This window comes from Micromonospora sp. bgisy143 (assembly GCF_057708145.1).
The window spans coordinates 37602-56738 of record NZ_JBYIRN010000001.1; the positions used below are offsets into that span (position 1 = coordinate 37602).

The 19137-nt window shown below is 72.8% G+C and carries 17 protein-coding genes; 9 read left to right on the forward strand and 8 right to left on the reverse strand.

Features of this window, described 5'->3' with window-relative positions; translation table 11 throughout:
* Positions 1–133: 133 nt before the first annotated feature.
* Positions 134–589, forward strand: coding sequence for a gamma-glutamylcyclotransferase family protein (locus AC3EN4_RS00180; protein ID WP_355048912.1), 456 nt, complete (start codon positions 134–136; stop codon positions 587–589).
* Between the two features lie 72 nt (positions 590–661).
* Here AC3EN4_RS00180 and AC3EN4_RS00185 read toward each other — a convergent pair whose 3' ends face one another.
* From AC3EN4_RS00185 to AC3EN4_RS00200, 4 genes are all read right to left on the reverse strand, one after another.
* The gene (locus AC3EN4_RS00185) at positions 662–1621 is read right to left on the reverse strand and encodes a GNAT family N-acetyltransferase (RefSeq protein WP_435203956.1); all 960 of its coding nucleotides are present in this window, start codon (positions 1619–1621) and stop codon (positions 662–664) included.
* A 61-nt stretch (positions 1622–1682) separates the two neighbouring features.
* Complete coding sequence (locus AC3EN4_RS00190; RefSeq protein WP_422738273.1) at positions 1683–2417, reverse strand: SCO6745 family protein; 735 nt, start codon at positions 2415–2417, stop codon at positions 1683–1685.
* Between the two features lie 76 nt (positions 2418–2493).
* Positions 2494–3465, reverse strand: coding sequence for a hypothetical protein (locus AC3EN4_RS00195; RefSeq protein WP_435203957.1), 972 nt, complete (start codon positions 3463–3465; stop codon positions 2494–2496).
* 4 nt (positions 3466–3469) lie between these two features.
* A complete protein-coding gene (locus AC3EN4_RS00200) occupies positions 3470–4102 on the reverse strand; it encodes an MBL fold metallo-hydrolase (RefSeq protein ID WP_435203958.1) in 633 nt (210 codons plus the stop codon).
* Between the two features lie 93 nt (positions 4103–4195).
* Here AC3EN4_RS00200 and AC3EN4_RS00205 point away from each other — a divergent pair, with 93 nt between their 5' ends.
* A complete protein-coding gene (locus AC3EN4_RS00205; RefSeq protein WP_435204373.1) occupies positions 4196–5158 on the forward strand; it encodes a DUF4349 domain-containing protein in 963 nt (320 codons plus the stop codon).
* Here AC3EN4_RS00205 and AC3EN4_RS00210 read toward each other — a convergent pair.
* Positions 5115–6374, reverse strand: coding sequence for an amidohydrolase (locus AC3EN4_RS00210; protein ID WP_435203959.1), 1260 nt, complete (start codon positions 6372–6374; stop codon positions 5115–5117). The two genes, AC3EN4_RS00205 and AC3EN4_RS00210, sit on opposite strands and share 44 nt — an antisense overlap.
* 441 nt (positions 6375–6815) lie before the next feature.
* The gene (locus AC3EN4_RS00215) at positions 6816–8399 is read right to left on the reverse strand and encodes an acyl-CoA mutase large subunit family protein (RefSeq protein ID WP_422738269.1); all 1584 of its coding nucleotides are present in this window, start codon (positions 8397–8399) and stop codon (positions 6816–6818) included.
* 206 nt (positions 8400–8605) lie between these two features.
* On the opposite strand from AC3EN4_RS00215, the gene AC3EN4_RS00220 reads away from it, so the two are divergent.
* The gene (locus tag AC3EN4_RS00220) at positions 8606–10669 is read left to right on the forward strand and encodes a serine/threonine-protein kinase (protein WP_435203960.1); all 2064 of its coding nucleotides are present in this window, start codon (positions 8606–8608) and stop codon (positions 10667–10669) included.
* Between the two features lie 47 nt (positions 10670–10716).
* On the forward strand, positions 10717–12384 hold the full coding sequence (locus AC3EN4_RS00225) for a phospho-sugar mutase (RefSeq protein ID WP_435203961.1): 1668 nt from the start codon (positions 10717–10719) through the stop codon (positions 12382–12384).
* 145 nt (positions 12385–12529) lie between these two features.
* Here the strand turns inward: AC3EN4_RS00225 and AC3EN4_RS00230 are convergent, their stop codons facing one another.
* Together AC3EN4_RS00230 and upp are read right to left on the reverse strand one after the other, a co-directional pair.
* Entirely contained in the window at positions 12530–13207 is a 678-nt protein-coding gene (locus AC3EN4_RS00230) for a GOLPH3/VPS74 family protein (RefSeq protein WP_435203962.1), read from the reverse strand.
* Positions 13208–13281: 74 nt separating this feature from the next.
* On the reverse strand, positions 13282–13914 hold the full coding sequence (gene upp, locus AC3EN4_RS00235; RefSeq protein ID WP_422738265.1) for a uracil phosphoribosyltransferase: 633 nt from the start codon (positions 13912–13914) through the stop codon (positions 13282–13284).
* 125 nt (positions 13915–14039) lie between these two features.
* On the opposite strand from upp, the gene deoC reads away from it, so the two are divergent.
* From deoC to AC3EN4_RS00260, 5 genes are all read left to right on the forward strand, one after another.
* The gene (deoC, locus tag AC3EN4_RS00240; protein WP_435203963.1) at positions 14040–14999 is read left to right on the forward strand and encodes a deoxyribose-phosphate aldolase; all 960 of its coding nucleotides are present in this window, start codon (positions 14040–14042) and stop codon (positions 14997–14999) included.
* Between the two features lie 6 nt (positions 15000–15005).
* On the forward strand, positions 15006–16436 hold the full coding sequence (locus AC3EN4_RS00245; protein ID WP_435203964.1) for an aldehyde dehydrogenase family protein: 1431 nt from the start codon (positions 15006–15008) through the stop codon (positions 16434–16436).
* Complete coding sequence (locus AC3EN4_RS00250) at positions 16429–17253, forward strand: aldehyde dehydrogenase family protein (protein ID WP_435203965.1); 825 nt, start codon at positions 16429–16431, stop codon at positions 17251–17253. Before AC3EN4_RS00245 ends, AC3EN4_RS00250 begins: the two co-directional genes overlap by 8 nt.
* 376 nt (positions 17254–17629) lie before the next feature.
* On the forward strand, positions 17630–18091 hold the full coding sequence (locus tag AC3EN4_RS00255; RefSeq protein WP_435203966.1) for a BlaI/MecI/CopY family transcriptional regulator: 462 nt from the start codon (positions 17630–17632) through the stop codon (positions 18089–18091).
* 7 nt (positions 18092–18098) lie between these two features.
* Entirely contained in the window at positions 18099–19004 is a 906-nt protein-coding gene (locus AC3EN4_RS00260) for a M56 family metallopeptidase (protein WP_435203967.1), read from the forward strand.
* Positions 19005–19137 lie beyond the last annotated feature (133 nt).

A 19137-nucleotide genomic window follows, 5' to 3' on the forward strand; every position in this document is an offset into this window, starting at 1 on the left:
CCGCTGCGCTGCACTCCTCGCGCTCACCACGTTCGCCCCTCGTTGATGCTCACAGTGACTTTCTTCTCCCGAGCGCATCCGACACGCACAGTCGTATTCTCCCCCACCCGTCCGCCGGGCTATCGTCATCGCCGTGGGTCATCACGCCGCCTACGGCTCAAACCTCGATCCGTCCCGAATGCGGGCCTACTGCCCGCACTCGCCGATGGTGGGCACCGGCTGGCTGGAAGGGTGGCGGCTGACCTTCGCCGGGGAGGACGTGATCGGCTGGGAGGGTGCGGTGAGCACCGTCGTCGAGTCCCCCGGCGACCGGGTATTCGTGGCGATCTACGACATCCACCCGTACGACGCGGCCCAGCTCGACGAGATCGAGGGTGTGACCGCCGGCACCTACCGCAAGCTGCACGTACGGATCTCCACCCTTGACGGCGACGTCACGGCGTGGATCTACGTGTTCGACGGGTACGAGGGCGGCCTGCCGACGTCGTGGTACCTGTCCGAGATCGCGAACGCCGCCGAGAAGGCGGGCGCGCCGGACGACTACGTCACCGAGCTGCGGTCCCGCCCCACCGGCACCGCGTCCCCGTAGCGCGTATCCCACGCCCCCAGTCTGCAACCGTCACCGGCCCGGACGCCCGTCGGGCCCGGTCGGGGTCGTCAATCACACACCGGCGGCCGGGACGACCCGCTCGTACATGTCGGTCCACTCCGTCTCCCGCAGGCCCACCGAGCGGTAGAGCGACAGCGGGGCGGTCGGGTTGGTGAGGTCCACGCCGAGGCCGGCGAACTGCCGGCCCTTGTCGGCGTAGCGGGCGAACGCGCGGCGCAGCAGCGCCGCGCCGACACCCCGGCGACGGTACGCGGGCAGCACCGACAGGCTCTTCACCCAGCCCTCCTGCCGGTCCAACGCCTGGTCCGAAGACTGCAACGCGCCGGCGAGCACCCCGTCGACCTCGGCGACGAACCACTCGTCCCAGGCGGTCACGTCACCGATGCGGGCCCGCCACCTGTCGTACGACAGCGGCTCGTGGTCCGGGGTGTCGCCGAAGGCGATGTCGTGGATCCGGTGGAACTCCCGCAGCTCGGCATCATCGTCCGGCCGGACCGGTCGCACCGTGACACCGGTCGGCGTGGCCGGCTCGGCGGGCCGGTCGGTCAACGGGCAACGCATCCGGACGTACCGTTTGACCAGGGTGAAACCGGCGGCCCGCAGGTCCCGGTCCCATTCGCGTTCCGGGGCGAACACCGCGCAGCGAACGGTGAGCGCCGGCAGTCGCCGTTCCGCGGCGCGCTCGGCGACCCGGTCGAGCTGGCGGGCGAGCAGCGGCGCACGGAGGGTGGCACCCCGCTCGGGGTCGACGTAGACCTCCACGAACTCCCGGCCGACCCCGGTCGGGTTGTCCACCGTCGCCCAGCCGACGACGGTGCCGTCCGGGTCGAGCGCCAACCAGGAGTCCCGGGCCGGGTCGAAGTGGGGCGCGGTCAGCGCCTCCTCGACGTCCTCGGCGTCGAAGTCGGGGTAGCCGATGGCGAAGGTGTCGGCGGCGTGCACCACCGCGAGGATCGCCGGTACGTCGTCGAGAGTGGGCCGGCGCGCGGTCCAGCCGGCGGGAAGTGTCACGGCAGGAGATCCTGGCAGCCGTCGGCCGGGAGCGCCGCCCATTTTCCGGCGGGCGGGCGCGTCAGGCCAAGCCGGCGCGGGTGTGGTGCAGCAACTCCACCAGCTCGGCGCCGTCGGCGGGGCCGAGCGCCGCGAACGCGGGCGCCGCCAGCCGGTTGGTCACCGCCTCCGCCCACAGCCGCCGACGCACCAACGGCCCGACCGCCGGGTACGGCGGCGGCCACCCGCACGCCACCGCACCGGCCTCGCCCTCCGGCCCGGCCAGCACCGCCTCCAGCGGGGTCATGCCGGCGGCCCGTACCGCCAGCAGGTAGGCGCCGGTGAAGTGTTCCCGCAGCAGTCGCAGCCCGGCGGCGCTGCGGGCCCCCGGCGAGTGATCCGGCAGCGGCATGGCCCGCCACGCGGCGAAGAGCGGCATGCCGCTGGTGTCGGCGGCGGCGACCGCCCGCTCGACCAGGTCGGCCAGGCGCTCGACCCCGGGAAGCACGCCCAGCATCTCGGTCCCCCACCGGCAGCACTCGGCGAGACTCGCGGCGGCCACCTCGACGGGCGGCAGCACCCGGGCGGCGGCGTCCCAGCCGTCGGCGACGGCGTCCGGCGCGACGAAGCCGATCGCCGCGGCGGCCGTCTCCGCGCGTACGTCGCCGAGCGCGCCGGCCCGACCGCTGATGTAGAAGGCCCAGCCGGAGATGCCGAGCAGCCGGGCCCGACGCAGCGTGCTCGGGCACCTGCTGAATCCGTCGCCAAGGTCGAGGACGGCGGGTTTGCTGGCGGCGGCGAGCTGCTCCGGCGTCATCCGGACGCCGTCCGCGCGCGCCGCTCGGGGGCGGCCGGCCGCAGACGGCTCATCCGCTCGTCGTCGTCCATCGATGTCAGTCTGCCGCGCCACCGCCCGCGTCCGCATCCCCCTCTTCGGCCACCAACGCCTCGACGGCCGCCTCGACCTCGCCCGCCCGGCGGCGGGCCGCGGTGACCGCCCGCTCGGCCGCCCGCCGGGCCAGCTTGGCCCGACTGAGGTCCTGTTCCGCCACCGCGCGTCGGCGTTCCAACTCGGCCAGCTCGGTTTCGATCTCGTCGAGTACGGCGACGCCGTCGCGCTCCTGCCCGGCCGCCTCGGCCAACTCGTCCTCGGCCCGCTGCTGGTCGGCGCGCGCACGGTCCAACTCGCGGTCCAGGGCCCGACGGCGGCGGGCGCGCTCGGCCCGGGCCGCCCGCTGCGCCGCCCGCTCGGCCTGCGCGGCACGCTCCCCGGCCCGGTCGGTACGGCGGGTCGGCTGCGGGCTCTCCCGCTGGACGCCCGGTCGTCGGGCCGGTGGCTCCTCCTCGTCGCCGGTGACCAGCCGCAACTGCGGTCGGGGCACCTCGCCGAAGCCGGCGTAGGTGGCCGCGCGGAGCAGCCGTCCCGCCCGCACCTGCTCGGCGACGTCGGCGTCGGAGAGCGCCGCGTTCAGGGTCGCCTCCACCTCGGCCAGCGGCAGCCGGCCGGCCGGTGGCGCGTCGGGTTCCGCCCTGGCGAGCGTACGGACTTCGGCGACCAGTGCCGCGACCACCGCGCGACGCTGGGCCGACAACTCCCGCAGTCGGGCGCCGCGCAGCTCCCGCTGGGCCGCCCGGAGCGCGTCGGCGAGATTGACCAGGTCGGCGACCAGCTCGGGACGCTCGATGGCGAGCAGGTTGACCAGCCAGGCGGCGACGGTGGGGCGGCGCAGCCGGGCCAGTTGCCGGGCCCCGGTCGTGTCGCCGGCTCGCCGGGCCTCGGCCACCGCGGCGTCCCGGGCGGCCACGAACCGGTCCGGTGGGGTGCGGTAGAGCTGCCGGACCAGCTCCACGGAGGGGCCGGGCATCGCGTCAGACGTCCACCCGGGTACCGGGCTCCAGACGCTGGTACTCGGTGCCGGACAGGGCCGCGTACTGCCGGTTGAGGACGCCCAGCCCGTTGCCGTTGAGCAGGGCGTCGTGCAGGGCGTACGCGCGGCGCGGGGCGACCGCCCGGATGAAGTCGAGCACCTCGGAGAACTTCGACCAGGGGGCGTGGATCGGCGCGAAGAGCGTGTCGACGGGCGTCTCCTGCGGTACGACGAGCGAGTCGCCGGGGTGGTAGACCACGTCGTTGATCAGGTAGCCGAGGTTGTCGATCACCGGGATGTCCGGGTGGATGACCGCGTGCCGTCCCCCGTACGCGCGGACCGCGACCCCGGCGGCGGTGAACGACTCGCCGGGCTCGACGGGGCACAGTGCCTCGGCCGCGTCGCCCAGGGCGTCGGCGAGCGAGGCGGGCCCGTAGATCGGGAACGGCTGCCGGTCGAGCTGGAGCCGCACCGCGGCCGGGTCCAGGTGGTCCGGGTGCTCGTGGGTGACGAGCACCGCGTCCGCGCCGTCCAGCGCCGTCGCCGGGTCGCTGAACACTCCGGGATCGACCACGAGCACTCCCCCGTCGTGTTCCACCCGGAGACAGGAGTGGGCGTACTTGGTGAGCCGCATCGTGACTCCTCGACTATCGAATCGTGATGTCCTCAGCGCAGTCTGCCGGAACCAGCCGGTGGACGCGGCGCGTCCGAACTATCGCCACTGAGGCTGACGACGATGGGAGCGGGGATGGACGGACGGAGAGGACGACGCCGCGGCGCACTCCTGGCGGCGGGAACACTGCTGGCGGCGCTGGCCCTCGCGGGGTGCAGCGCCGGTGACAGCGGATCCGATTCGGCGGGTACGGCGGCCGAGGCCCCGCAGGGTGCGCAGGGCGCGCTCGACAAGGGCAGCGACGCGGACGCGGCCGAGGCCGGGGCGGGGGCCGGTGCTCCGGATCTGCGGGTCGACCAGCGGGCGATCATCTACACCGGATCGATGCGGGTGCAGGTGACTGATGTGGACGCCGCGGCCCGCGAGGTCAGCGCGGTGGTCACCCGGGCGGGTGGCTTCATCGGCGGCGACCAGCGGCGCAGCGCCGAGGCCGACGCGGTGGCCGAGTTGCAGTTGCGGGTGCCGGCGGCCAAGTTCGCTCAGGTGGTGGAGGAGGTCGCGAAGCTCGGCCGCCAGCAGAGCCGCGAGATCAACACCCAGGACGTCACGGAGGAGACCGTCGACCTGGAGGCCCGGATCGTCACGCAGCGAGCGCGCGTGGACAGCGCGCGACGACTGCTCGCCCGCGCCAACTCGATCGCCGACCTGGTGTCGCTGGAGAACGAGTTGGGTCGCCGGGAGGCGGACCTGGCCTCGCTGGAGGCCAAGAAGCGCCGGCTGGCCGACCTGACCGCGCTCTCCACGATCACGGTGTCGCTGGCCGGGCCGGCGGCGAAGACCGATGAGGAGAAGGCCGAGACCGGCTTCCTGGTCGGGCTCAAGGGCGGCTGGGAGGCGTTCGTCACCTCGATGACCGTCCTGCTCACCGTCCTCGGCGCGCTGCTGCCCTGGCTGGTGGCCTTCGGCGTACCCCTGACGGTTCTGCTGCTGGTGCTGCGCCGGCGTCGGCGGACGCCGGCGCAGGTCGCCCAGGTCAGCGCGCCGCCGCAAGTGCCCGCAGCGCGGTCTGCACCATGACGCGGACGCCGGCCGGGATGGCCCGCTCGTCCACGTCGAAGGACGCGCGGTGCAGGTCGACGTTGGGCCCGATCCGGCCCACGCCGAGGCGGGCGAGCGCGCCGGGGACGTACTCCAGGTACCAGGAGAAGTCCTCGCCGCCCATGCTCTGCGGCGTCTCGGCGATGCCCTCCGGCCCGAGCGCCGCGCCGGTGGCGGCGGTCAGCACCTGGATGGCCCGCGAGTCGTTGCTCACCGGCGGTCGACCGCGCAGGTACTCCAGGTCGACGGTCGCGCCGGTGGGGGCGATCACGTCCCGCACCACCTGAGCCACGATCTTGGGAGCCTGCTCCCAGGTGTCGCGGTCCATCACCCGCAGGGTGCCCGAGGCGGACGCCTCGGAGGGGATGACGTTGTAACGGGTGCCGGCCGAGGCGTGGCCGAACACCAGCAGCAGCCCGCTGTTGGCCGGCACCCGGCGGCTCACCAGGGCCGGGACCTCGGTGATCAGCCGGCCGAGGGCGTCGACCAGGTCGACGGTCAGGTGCGGCCGGGCGGTGTGCCCGCCCGGCCCGGACAGCCGGACGGTGACGTTGTCGGCGGCCGCCGTGATCGGGCCGACCCGCAGGCCCACCTGGCCCACCGGCAGGTTCGGGTCGCAGTGCAGCGCGAAGATCTGCACCACGTCGTCCAGGCCGCCGGCCTCGATGACCTCCAACGAGCCGCAGGGCAGGATCTCCTCGGCCGGCTGGAAGATCAGCCGGACCCGGCCGTCCAGCTCACCGAGGTCGGCGAGCTGGGCCAGCAGCATGCCGACGCCGAGCAGGATCGAGGTGTGCACGTCGTGGCCGCAGGCGTGGCAGACGCCCTCGACGGTGGAGCGGTACGGCACGTCCTTGGGGTCGTCGAGCGGCAGGGCGTCGATGTCGGCGCGCAGCGCGACGACCGGCCCGTCCGGGCGGCCGTTGACGTCACAGATCACGCCGTTGCCCTTGGGCAGCAGTCGCGGGCTCAGGCCGGCCAGGGAGAGCTCCCGGGCGATCAGGGCCGCCGTCTCGAACTCCGTACCGGACAACTCGGGGTGCGAGTGGAGGTGACGGCGCGTGGCGATGAGCCCGGGTACCCGGAGCGCGAGCAGGTGGTCCAGGTCGCGGGGAAGGGGCTGGGACCCGGGCGGAGTCTCCAGCCAGGACGACGCCAGCTGGCCGCCGGTGGGCAGCGTCAACGCACTCGTCACGTCGAATTCTCGATCACTAGAGATGGATGGATCATCGGGGACAGCAGACAGCCTAGACCTCCGACGGTGACGCTGCGCAACCTCGTTACGGTGATGATCAGACCGCGTAGCGTCACGTATGCCCTGCTGAGCGCGCTCGTCGAGGTGCGGGACCGCAGGTAGATCGCGCTCGAACGCCGCCATCTGCCCCCTCACCTCCTACAACGCGTAACCGACCCGAGGGGCCACGAGCTGCGTCGCCGCCCCTGGACCCACGCTGCGAATTGTCGCATTAGTCGGGGTGATGAACTGACACTCCGACAATAAGGCGACCACGCTCCGCAACCGGCCGGACAAGGACGCTCACATAATCTCGCCGACCCCGACCGCACACCGTGTGCGTTCCGGCCCACCTGTCGGCGTACCCCGGGCGCCGGGCGGACACACCCGACGCCGGTCGCGTCAGAACCGGTCGGTGGGCCGGTACTGCCCCCACACCTCGCGCAGCGTCCCGCAGACCTCACCGACCGTGGCCCGGGCCCGCAGCGCCTCACGCATCGGGTAGAGCACGTTGTCCGAGCCCTCGGCGGCGGCCCGCAGATCGGCCAGCGTCCGCGTCACCGCGTCGGCATCCCGTCCGGCGCGCAGCCGGGCCAACCGCTCGGCCTGCGCCGCCTCGATGGCCGGGTCGACCCGCAACGGCTCGTACGGCTCCTCCTCGTCGACCGTGAACCGGTTGAGCCCCACCACCACCCGCTCACTGGAGTCGATCTCCTGGGCGATCCGGTACGCGGACTGCTCGATCTCCCGCTTCTGGAACCCGGCCTCGATGGCGTCCACCGCCGAACCGTGATCGGCCACCCGCTCCATCAACTCCACGGCGGCGGCCTCGATCTCGGCGGTCATCGCCTCCACCACGTACGAGCCGGCGAACGGGTCGACGGTGGTGGTCAGGTCCGTCTCGTACGCCAGCACCTGCTGGGTGCGCAGCGCCAGCCGGGCGGCCTTCTCGGTGGGCAGCGCGATCGCCTCGTCGAAGCTGTTGGTGTGCAGCGACTGCGTGCCGCCGAGCACCGCGGCCAGGCCCTGCACCGCGACCCGGACCAGGTTCACCTCCGGCTGCTGAGCGGTGAGCTGCACACCGGCGGTCTGCGTGTGAAAGCGCAGCATCATCGACTTCGGATCCTTGGCGCCGAAGTCGTCACGCATCAGCCGGGCCCAGATCCGCCGGGCGGCGCGGAACTTCGCCACCTCCTCCAGCAGCGTGGTGCGGGCCACGAAGAAGAACGACAGCCGGGGCGCGAAGTCGTCCACCGCGAGCCCGGCGGCCAGCGCCGCCCGGACGTACTCCACACCGTTGGCCAGGGTGAACGCGATCTCCTGCGCGGGCGTCGCACCGGCCTCGGCCATGTGGTAGCCGGAGATGGAGATGGTGTTCCACTTCGGCACCTCCTTGCGGCAGTACGCGAACGTGTCGGCCACCAGGCGCAGCGAGGGCTTCGGCGGGAAGATGTACGTCCCCCGGGCGATGTACTCCTTGAGGATGTCGTTCTGGATGGTGCCGTTGAGCGCCGCGCCGGCGACCCCGTTCTCCTCCGCGACGAGCTGGTAGAGCAGCAGCAGCACCGAGCCGGGAGCGTTGATCGTCATCGAGGTGGAGACCTTGTCCAGCGGGATGTCGGCGAAGAGCAGCCGCATGTCCTCGATGGAGTCGATGGCCACGCCCACCTTGCCGACCTCGCCGTGCGCGATCGGGTCGTCGGAGTCGTACCCCATCTGGGTCGGCAGGTCGAAGGCGACCGAGAGTCCGGTCGTGCCGGCCCGCAACAGTTGGTGGTATCGCGCGTTGGACTCGGTGGCGGTGCCGAAGCCGGCGTACTGGCGCATGGTCCACGGACGGGAGGTGTACATCGTGGGGTAGACCCCCCGGGTGTACGGGAACTCGCCGGGGCCGCCCAGCCGGGAGTCCAGGTCCTCCGGAAGGTCGGCCGCCGTGTAGACGCCCTTGATCGGGAAACCGGACTCGCTTGACCGCCGTTCGCTCATCCCCGGATGGTAGGACGCCCTGGCCCGAGGCCGGGTGAGGGATACCGCACAGTGCGTCTCGACCGGTCGACGGGAGGTGAACGGTCGGGCACGATCTGTCGACTTCACCAAACGTCCGCCGCGTCGGCTTTCGCATCGGGCGTCGGAACCAGCAAGATAGGGGGGTTGTGTCCCAGCCCCCCTCGATTTCCCCCGGTGGCTTTTCTGTGACTCAGATCCCGACGTGGAGCGGCGGACAGGTAAGTCCCGCCAGCGGACGAGCAGCGCCCGGCACCACCATCGGTGACCGGTACTCGCTGCGGTCCGCGGTGGGCAACGGCGGCATGGGCACGGTGTGGCGCGCCACAGACACCCTGCTGCGCCGCGACGTGGCGGTGAAGGAGGTCGTCCTCCCGCCGGGGCTGGCGCCCAGCGACCGCGACGCCATGTACGAGCGGACGCTGCGCGAGGCCCGCGCGGCCGCCGCCATCCAGCACCCTGCCGTGGTGCAGGTGTACGACGTGGTCACCGAGGCCGGTCGGCCGTGGATCGTCATGGAGCTGCTGGACGCCCGCAGCCTCGCCGACATGGTCATCGAGGACGGCCCGGTCGCGCCCCGGGCGGTCGCCAAGATCGGCATCGCGCTGCTCGGCGCGCTGGAGGTCGCGCACGCCATCGGCGTCCTGCACCGCGACGTCAAGCCGGCCAACGTGCTGATCTGCTCCGACGGCCGCTGCGTGCTGACCGACTTCGGTGTGGCCCGGATGCCCACCGACGTGCAGCTCACCACGCCCGGCATGGTGCTCGGCTCCCCGCACTTCATCTCGCCCGAGCGGGCCATGGGCCAGGAGTTCGGTCCGCCCAGCGACCTCTTCTCGCTGGGTGTGACGCTCTACACGGCCGTGGAGGGGCGCCCGCCCTTCGACAAGGGCGACCCGATCGAGACCATGCACGCCGTCGTCGAGGACCCGCCGGCACCGCCGCAGCGCAGCGGACCGCTGACCCGGGTGCTGATGGGCCTGCTGGAGAAGGACCCGGCCCGCCGGCTGGACGTGCACACCTCCCGGGGCATGCTGCGTGAACTGCTCGCCGGGCCGTTGGGCAGCACGGCCACCGCCGTGCACTCGGTCACCGACCCGTACGCCGTGGTGCCGGTGCAGCAGCGTCCGGCCCCCGTGCACGCGCCGGCCCAGCCGGAGTCGAAGCCGGACGCGCAGATCGGTGGTCGGGCCATGCTCGCCCCCGGCGAGTCGCTGACCGACCGGTTGGCCGCGCTGCGCCGGGGTGAACGCCCGCAGCCGGCCGGTGCGGCCGCCGCCGCGGCCCTCGACGAGACCAGCGCCGACGCACTGGCGGGCCCGCTGCACACGCCCACCGGTGCGATGCCCACCTCGGGTCGCCCCACCGCGGGGCGTACCTACGGCGGCGGCGCGGACGCCACCCAGCGGGTGGACGCCGGTGCCCACCCCGACGCCACCCAGCGGGTCACCTACGGCAGCCGGCCCGACGCGACGCAGCCGGTGGGCTACGGCGCGCCCGAGGCCACCCAGCGCATCGGCGGCACGTACGGCGGCGGCAACCAGTGGTCGGTCCCGGGCACCGGTCAGCCCTGGACGACGACGCCGCCCCCGGCAGCCGGCGGCGGCAGCGCCCTGGACAAGGTCCGCGCGACCGGTGGTCAACTCGTGACCACGGTGAAGGGCTGGCCGCGCAAGGTCCAGCTCGCCGCGGCCGGTGGCCTGGCCGTGGTGCTGCTGATCAGCATCGTGGCGCTCTCCGGCGGGGACGACCCCGCGCCGACCGCCCCGCAGGCGCAGCCCAGCCCGTCCGCCGCGGCGGGCCCCGGCATCGAAATGCAGGAGCACGCGGCCCGCGGCATCCAGGTCATGGTGCCGAAGGGTTGGAAGAAGTCCACCGGCGGTTCGTACACCGACTACGTCGACCCGGAGGACAGCGGCCGCAAGGTGCGCATCATCACCGAGAAGTGGTCCAGCAGCTCCACCCGGTGGGCCGAGACCGCCGAGAACGGCCTCAAGACCAGGAGCACCTCCTGCGTCAAGCCGTACGAGCAGGTGACCTCGACGGAGACCACGCTGGCCGACAAGCCGGCTGCCGAGTTCGAGTACACCTGCGGCCAGGGCGACACCATGCGGCACGGCATCTGGCGCGGCGTGGCGCAGGACGGCAAGGCGTACTCGTTCTACCTGACCGCGAACGACGCCAAGTTCGCCGAGAGCAAGCCGATCTTCGACGAGATGGTGCGCACGTTCCAGCTCACCGGAAACGGCTGAGCCGAGGGAACCGGCAGCGGTGATCCGCCGTCGTGCTATCAAGGGGCATGGCGGCGGACACCTCTGACATTGACGACATTCGCGAGCAGGCTCGGCGCTGGCTGGCCGACGACCCCGACCCGGCGAGCCGGGACGAGCTGACGGCGGTGCTCGACGGGCTGCCGGCGAGCGCCGCGGAACTGGCCGACCGGTTCGCCGGCCCGCTGACCTTCGGCACGGCGGGCCTGCGCGGCCCGCTGCGCGCCGGCCCGAACGGCATGAACCTCGCCGTGGTCACCCAGGCCGCCGCCGGCCTGGTCACCTGGCTCGCGGCCCAGGGTGGCACCGGTCCGCTGGTGATCGGGTACGACGCCCGGCACGGCTCCCGCCAGTTCGCCGAACGCACCGCCCAGGTGGCGACCGGGGCCGGTCGGGCGGCGCTGCTGCTTCCCCGCCCGCTGCCCACCCCGGTCCTCGCGTACGCGGTACGTCAACTGGGCGCGGTGGCCGGCGTGATGGTCACCGCCAGCCACAACCCGCCCCAGGACAACGGCTACAAGGTCTACCTCGGCGCGGAGCTGGGCGGTGAGCTGGGGGCCGGGGCGCAGATCGTGCCGCCGGCCGATGCCGGCATCGAGGCCGCCATCCGGGCGATCGGCCCGCTGACCCAGGTGCCGCTGGGCCGCCCCGGTGAGGTGCTCGGTGACGACCTCGTCGCCGCGTACGTCGAGCGGGCCACCGCCGTGATCGACCCGGACGGGCCGCGGGACCTGTCCGTGGCGTACACCCCGCTGCACGGGGTGGGCGCGGCGGTGCTCACCGCCGCGTTCGCCCGGGCCGGTTTCCCGGTCCCCGGCGTGGTGCCCGACCAGGCGGAGCCGGACCCGGCGTTCCCGACCGTCTCGTTCCCCAATCCGGAGGAGCCGGGGGCCGTCGACCGGCTGATCGCGCTGGCCGACGCCACCGGCGCGGACCTCGCCATCGCCAACGACCCGGACGCGGACCGTTGCGCGGTGGTCGTCAGGGACAGCTCTGGCGGTTGGCGGATGCTGCGCGGCGACGAGGTGGGCGTGCTGCTCGCCGACCATTTGATGCGGCGCGGCGTGACCGGCCTCTACGCCACCACCATCGTGTCGTCGTCGCTGCTCCGGGCGATGTGCGCGGCCCGGGGCCTGCCCTACGACGAGACGCTGACCGGCTTCAAGTGGATCGTGCGGGCCGGCGGCGGCAGCGCGCCGCTGGTCTTCGGCTACGAGGAGGCGCTCGGTTACTGCGTCGCCCCGGAGCACGTCCGGGACAAGGACGGCATCACGGCCGCGCTGACGGTGGCCGAGCTGGCCGCCGGCCTGAAGGCGCAGGGGCGCAACCTGACCGACCGGTTGGACGAGCTGGCCGCCGAGTTCGGCGTGCACCAGACCGACCAGCTCTCCGTGCGGGTGGACGACCTGCGGGAGATCGCCGACGCGATGACCCGGATCCGGACGGCCACCCCGGACATGCTGCTGGACCAGCCGGTCGACAGTGTCCGGGACCTGCTGCCCGAGTCGGACGTGGTGATCCTGCGTACCGCCAAGGCCCGGGTGGTGATCCGTCCCTCCGGCACCGAGCCGAAGCTCAAGGCGTACCTCGAAGTGGTGGAGCCGGTGGCCGACGGCGATGTCGCCGCCGCCCGAAGCCGGGCCGGTGCGGCGGTCGCGCGGCTGCGGGCCGACGTCGCCGCCGCCCTCGGCATCTGACCGCGACCGACCCCCCGGGATCGACCCCACCCACCCGTCACGGTCCCTTTGCTCTGCTTCAACGGAGGCAACACTCGGCGGCCGAAAGTGTTGCGCGGGTTGAAGCAGAGCAAAGGGGGCGGCGGAGGTGGGTTGGCCCCGGCGGTCAGGCGCGCTTGCCGAGCGCCGCGTCGACCGCGCTGGCCAGGGCGGCGACGACCAGGCCGACCGAGGGGCGGACCACCGAGTCGTCGGTGCTCACCTGACCGGAGAAGCCGGCGCCGGTGGCGATCTCCTCCAACCGCCGGCGGGCGGTGGCGGCCTCCTCGCCGCTCACCCCCAGCGCGGACTCCATCCGCAGCACGACGACCAGGGTGGCGAGGGCGGCGGTCCGTTCGTCCGGGGCCGCAGCGCCGGCCAGCGCCTCGGCCAGCCGTCGGCGGGTGTCCGCCTCGACGGAACTGTCCACCACCGGATAACGGTGTACGTGGATGAAGCCGAGTTCGGTCTCGTCGACGTCGCGGACGACCCCCTGGGCGCAGAGGTCACCGAGGATCTTGTCGCGCAGGCCGTGCCGCAGGCGCTGCACCCACGAGGCCGGCGTGTGCGGGGTGTCGGCGGCGATCCGGGCGAGCACCTCGTCGGTGACCGGCTCGCCGGTGGGCGTCGGGTCGACCACGGTCAACGACCCGTCGCCGTACGCGATCCGGCCGGCCAGGGCCAGCTCGACCAGCACCGCGGCGGCCATGCCCAGGTCCAGGCTGATCCGCGGCATGGTCGCCTTGCCGGTCGAGTCGTCGTAGGCGAGGAGCAGCAGCTCCTCGGCGAGCGCAACACCAGTCATGGCCGGAGACGGTAGCGGGTCCGCGCACCACCGCGCGCGGACCCGCCGGACCCGGCACCGACCGGGTGTCACGCTCAGAACCGGGGCATGCCACCGAACTGGCGGTCGCCGGCGTCGCCGAGCCCGGGGACGATGAACATCTTGTCGTTCAGGCCCTCGTCGATCGACGCGGTGACCAGGCGCAGCGGCAGGCCGGAGCGCTCCAGCCGCTCGATGCCGACCGGCGCGGCGAGCACGCAGAGCACGGTGATGTCGGTGCAGCCCCGGTCGGCCAGCAGCCGACAGGAGTGCTCCAACGAGCCGCCGGTGGCGAGCATCGGGTCGAGGACCAGCACCGGCAGACCGGTCAGGTCCCTTGGCAGCGACTCCATGTAGGCGCGCGGCTCGTAGGTCTCCTCGTCGCGGGCCAGGCCGACAAAGCCCATCGAGGACTCGGGCAGCAGGCCGAGTGCGGCGTCCGCCATGCCGAGGCCGGCCCGCAGCACGGGTACCAGCAGCGGCGGGTTCGCCAGCCGGGTGCCCTCGGTGCCGGTGACCGGCGTCTGCACCGGGTACCGCTCGACGGGGAAGGTGCGCGCCGCCTCGTACACCAGCATGGTGGTCAGTTCGTGCAGCGCCGCCCGGAACGTCGAGGAATCGGTGCGCGCGTCCCGCATGGCGGTCAGCCGGGACTGGGCCAGCGGGTGGTCAATGACGTGTACGTCCACGATCGCTCAACCTACCCGTCCGGTCGGCGGCCCGGTGGGGGTGCGGGCGGACCGGCGACCTCGCTCACGCCGGGCACCCGCCGTGACCAAGATCACTCAGCGGTTCCGTGCGTAGACTTCTCGGCATGACGGCGACAACGACGTCGGCCCGGTCGGACCTCTCCGAGCTGGGACGATCCGAGACCGCTCTGCGGACCTTCCTGCACGGCCTGCCCGGCGTGGACCAGGTCGGCGCGGAGCAGCGGGCGGCACAGCTCGGCACCCGCTCCATCAAGACCACCGCCAAGGCCCAGGCGATCGACCTGGCGATCCGGATGGTCGACCTGACCACGCTCGAAGGGGCCGACACCCCGGGCAAGGTACGCGCGCTGGCCGCCAAGGCGCTGCGCCCGGACCCGGCCGACCCGTCGTGCCCGCACGTCGGCGCGGTCTGCGTCTACCCGGCCATGGTCCCGTACGTCGCCGAGGTGCTCCGCGGGTCGGGTGTCCACCTGGCGAGCGTGGCGACCGCGTTCCCGTCCGGCCAGGCGCCGCTGGAGATCAAGCTCGCCGACACCCGGGCCGCCGTCGAGGCGGGCGCCGACGAGATCGACATGGTGATCAACCGGGGCGCGTTCCTGGCCGGGCGGTACCAGGAGGTCTACGACGAGATCGTGGCAACCAAGGAGGCGTGCGGGGACGCGCACCTCAAGGTGATCCTGGAGACCGGCGAGCTGGCCACCTACGACAACGTCCGGCGGGCGTCCTGGCTGGCCATGCTGGCCGGCGGCGACTTCATCAAGACCTCCACCGGCAAGGTCCCGGTCGCCGCGACACTGCCGGTGACGCTGGTCATGCTGGAGGCCGTCCGCGACTTCCGGGCGGCGACCGGGCGGCAGGTGGGCGTGAAGCCGGCCGGCGGCATCAAGACCACCAAGGACGCGATCAAGTACCTGGTGATGGTCAACGAGACCGTCGGCGCGGACTGGCTCGACCCGGACTGGTTCCGCTTCGGCGCGTCCAGCCTGCTCAACGACCTGCTGATGCAGCGCACCAAGCTGACGACCGGCGTTTACTCCGGTCCCGACTACTTCACCCTGGACTGATAGCCGATGTTCGAATACGCCCCCGCCCCCGAGTCCCGCTCGGTGGTGGACCTCAAGCCCTCGTACGGGCTGTTCATCGACGGCGCGTTCGTCGACCCGACCAGCGGCGGCAGCTTCAAGTCGATCAACCCCGCCTCCGAGGAGGTGCTGGCCGAGGTCGCCGAGGCCGACGCCGAGGACGTGGAGCGCGCGGTCCGGGCCGCCCGCAAGGCGTACGACAAGGTCTGGGGTCCGATGCCCGGCCGTGACCGGGCGAAGTACCTGTTCCGGATCGCCCGGCTCATCCAGGAGCGCTCCCGCGAGCTGGCCGTGCTGGAGTCGCTGGACAACGGCAAGCCGATCAAGGAGTCCCGCGACGTCGACCTGCCGCTGGTCGCCGCGCACTTCTTCTACTACGCGGGCTGGGCCGACAAGCTCGGTCACGCCGGCTTCGGGCCGAACCCGCAGCCGATCGGGGTGGCCGCGCAGGTCATCCCGTGGAACTTCCCGCTGCTCATGCTGGCCTGGAAGATCGCCCCGGCCCTCGCCGCGGGTAACACGGTGGTACTCAAGCCCGCCGAGACCACCCCGCTGACCGCGCTGCTGTTCGCCGAGATCTGCCAGCAGGCCGACCTGCCGGCCGGCGTGGTCAACATCGTCACCGGGGCGGGCGACACCGGCCGGGCGCTCGTCGAGCACCCCGGCGTGGACAAGGTCGCCTTCACCGGCTCCACCGAGGTCGGCCGGGCCATCGCCCGGTCGGTCGCCGGCACCCGCAAAAAGCTCACCCTGGAGTTGGGCGGCAAGGCCGCCAACATCGTCTTTGACGACGCGCCCATCGACCAGGCCGTCGAGGGCATCGTCAACGGCATCTTCTTCAACCAGGGGCACGTCTGCTGCGCCGGCTCCCGCCTCCTGGTCCAGGAGAACGTCGCCGACCGCGTACTGGAGTCCCTCAAGCGGCGGATGGCCCAGCTCCGCGTCGGGGACCCGCTGGACAAGAACACCGACGTCGGCGCCATCAACTCGGCCGCCCAACTGGAGCGCATCCGCGAGCTGTCCGACGCCGGCTCCGCCGAGGGCGCCGAGCGGTGGTCCGCGCCGTGCGAGCTGCCCGGCCGGGGTTTCTGGTTCGCGCCCACCATCTTCACCGGCGTCACCCAGGCACACCGCATCGCCCGCGAGGAGATCTTCGGCCCGGTGCTGTCGGTGCTCACCTTCCGCACGCCGGCCGAGGCCGTCGAGAAGGCCAACAACACGCCGTACGGGCTGTCGGCCGGCATCTGGACCGACAAGGGCTCCCGCATCCTGTGGATGGCCGACCGGCTGCGCGCCGGAGTGGTCTGGGCCAACACGTTCAACAAGTTCGACCCCACCTCGCCGTTCGGCGGCTACAAGGAGTCGGGCTACGGTCGCGAGGGCGGCCGGCACGGGCTGGAGGGGTACCTCAATGTCTGAGCGGGTCGCGGTACGCAAGACGTACAAGCTCTTCATCGGCGGGAAGTTCCCGCGCAGCGAGTCGGGACGGTCGTATCTCGTGCAGTCCTCGAATGTGTCACTGGCCTCCCGCAAGGACGCCCGGGACGCGGTGGTCGCCGCCCGCGCCGCCGTGAAGGGCTGGGCCGGTGCGACCGCGTACAACCGGGGTCAGATCCTCTACCGGGCCGCCGAGATGCTGGAGGGTCGCCGGGAGCAGTTCGTCGCCCTGGGCATCGGAGGCGACGAAGTGGACGCCGCGGTGGACCGCTGGGTCTGGTACGCCGGCTGGGCCGACAAGCTCGCCCAGGTGTACGGCGGCGCCAACCCGGTCGCCGGCCCCTACTTCAACCTCTCCGCGCCCGAGCCGACCGGCGTGGTCGCGGTGGTCGCCCCGGAGCGTCCGGCGCTGCTGGGCCTGGTCAGCGTGATCGCACCGGCGATCGTCACGGGTAACACGGTGGTGGTGGCGGCGTCGCCGTCCGAGCCACTGGCGGCGGTGACGCTGGCCGAGGTGCTGGCGACGTCCGACCTGCCCGGCGGCGTGGTCAACATCCTGACCGGCGCGATCACCGAGACCGCGCCCACGTTGGCCTCGCACCTGGACGTCAACGCGATCGACCTGACCGGGGTGACCGACGCGTCGCTCGCCACCGAGCTGGAGGTCAAGGCGGCTGAGAACCTCAAGCGGGTGCTCCGGCCGGCCCCGGCCGACCACGACTGGACCGCCGACCCGGGCCTGACCCGGATGACGACGCTGCTGGAGACGAAGACGGTGTGGCATCCCAAGGGGGTGTGATCGTCGTGTCTCGGCCTTGGGGGTTTTCCGGGGGGAGCCCGCCCACTCCGGGCGGTCAGGCTTGATCCCTGCGTGGGCGGGCTCCCCCCGGAAACCCTGACCCGCGCCGGGTCCGTCGGGCGGGTCAGCTTGCGGGTTCTGCCCGACATTGGGTTGCCGGTCAGCGGGGCATACGCGGTGCGGGCTGCGCTCCGGTTTCTGGGTCTGCCGCTGTCCGCCTTGCTCGCGCTCCCGCCAAGATCACGCAGTTTCCTTGATGTAGTGGCCTCGTGGCGGACAGAGGCCACTACATCCCTGTTCTTGTGGGGATCTTGCGGCGGCTTCCTGCGTCTGGCCTGACCGGTGGCGGATCTACTACCGGGGGTAGGATTGGGGCGTGACTCGGCTGGGCGATCTTGAGCGTGCGGTGATGGACGTGCTGTGGGACGTGGTCCCGGGCACGTCGGACGGTGTGACCGTGCGCGAGGTCGCCGACGCGCTCGACGGCCGCGAACTGGCGTACACGACGGTGATGACCGTCCTCGACCGGCTCGCCGGCAAGGGCATGGTGCAGCGCGAGCGCGAGGGTCGTGCCTGGCGGTACCGGCCGGCGGCCAGCCGCGAGGCGCACATCGCCCAGCTCATGCTCGACGCCCTCGACCTGGGCGGCAGCCGGGACGCCGCGCTGGTGCGCTTCGCCCGCTCGGTGACCGGCACCGAGGCCGAGGTGCTGCGGGCGGCCCTGGGCAGCGAGGCCGGCCTGACGGGGCCGGGTACGACCGGCAGGGAGGCGGGGCTGACCGACCGGGTGGATCCGCCGGCGGGCCGACGGCCGGCCGACGAGGCAGCGGAGCGGTAGGCGCGCCATGGCCTACGCCGTGCACTTCGCCGCCACCATGCTGGCCTGCTATCTGACCGCGCAGGTGCTGGCCCGCTCCACCTGGACGTGGCGCAGCCCGCGGGTGGCGATCGTCTGCTGGCAGGCCGTCGGGTTGGCGTTGGGCCTCTCCGCGATGGGGCTGCCGATGGCGCTCGGACTGGCCGCGTACGACCGGCCCACCGGGAGCGCCCTGCTCGCCCTGACCAACGATCTCGTCCACGGCACCCTGCCGGTCGGCGTGACGGCGCTGCACCTGGGCGGTGTCGGGGTGGGCTTCGGTATCGGGGCGGTGCTCGTCACCACGACCGTGCGCAGCATCCACGGCACCATCCGCGCCCAGCGCCGGCACCGGGACCTGCTGACCCTGGTGGCCCGGAACGACCCGGCCGCTCCGGGGGCACTCGTGCTGGATCATCCGAGCGCCGCGGCGTACTGCCTTCCCGGCGTGAAGCCGCAGGTGGTGGTCAGCGCGGGCACGCTGAGCCTGCTGGACCGGGCCGAACTGGCGGCCGTGCTCTCGCACGAACGTGCCCACGCCCACGAGCGGCACGACCTGGTGCTGCTGCCGTTCACCGCGCTGTGCCGGGCGCTGCCGTGGTTCGGCTGGGTCCGCGACGCGCACGAGCGGGTCGCCCTGCTGGTCGAGATGCGCGCCGACGACAAGGCACGCGAGCTGCACGCCGAGGCCCCGTTGGCGGGCGCGCTGCGCCGCTTCGCCGCCGCCGGGCACCGGGTCACCCCGGCGGGAGCGCTGGGCCTGGGCGACCGCGACCTGGACGTACGGGTCCAGCGCCTGCTGGTCGCCGGCCGCCCTCCCCACGCCCTCGGCGCCACCGCCCTGGCAGTAGCCGCCACCCTGGTGTCCCTCCCCATAACCCTCTTCCTCACCTAACCCCCCCACCCCACCCCACCCCACCCCAACCCGGGGCGCGGTGATCAAGAGGTTCGCGTCAGAAATCGCGCGCTTCCTGACGCGAAGCTCTTGATCACCGCGTACAAGCGCGTCGGGATATGTAGGCGGACTA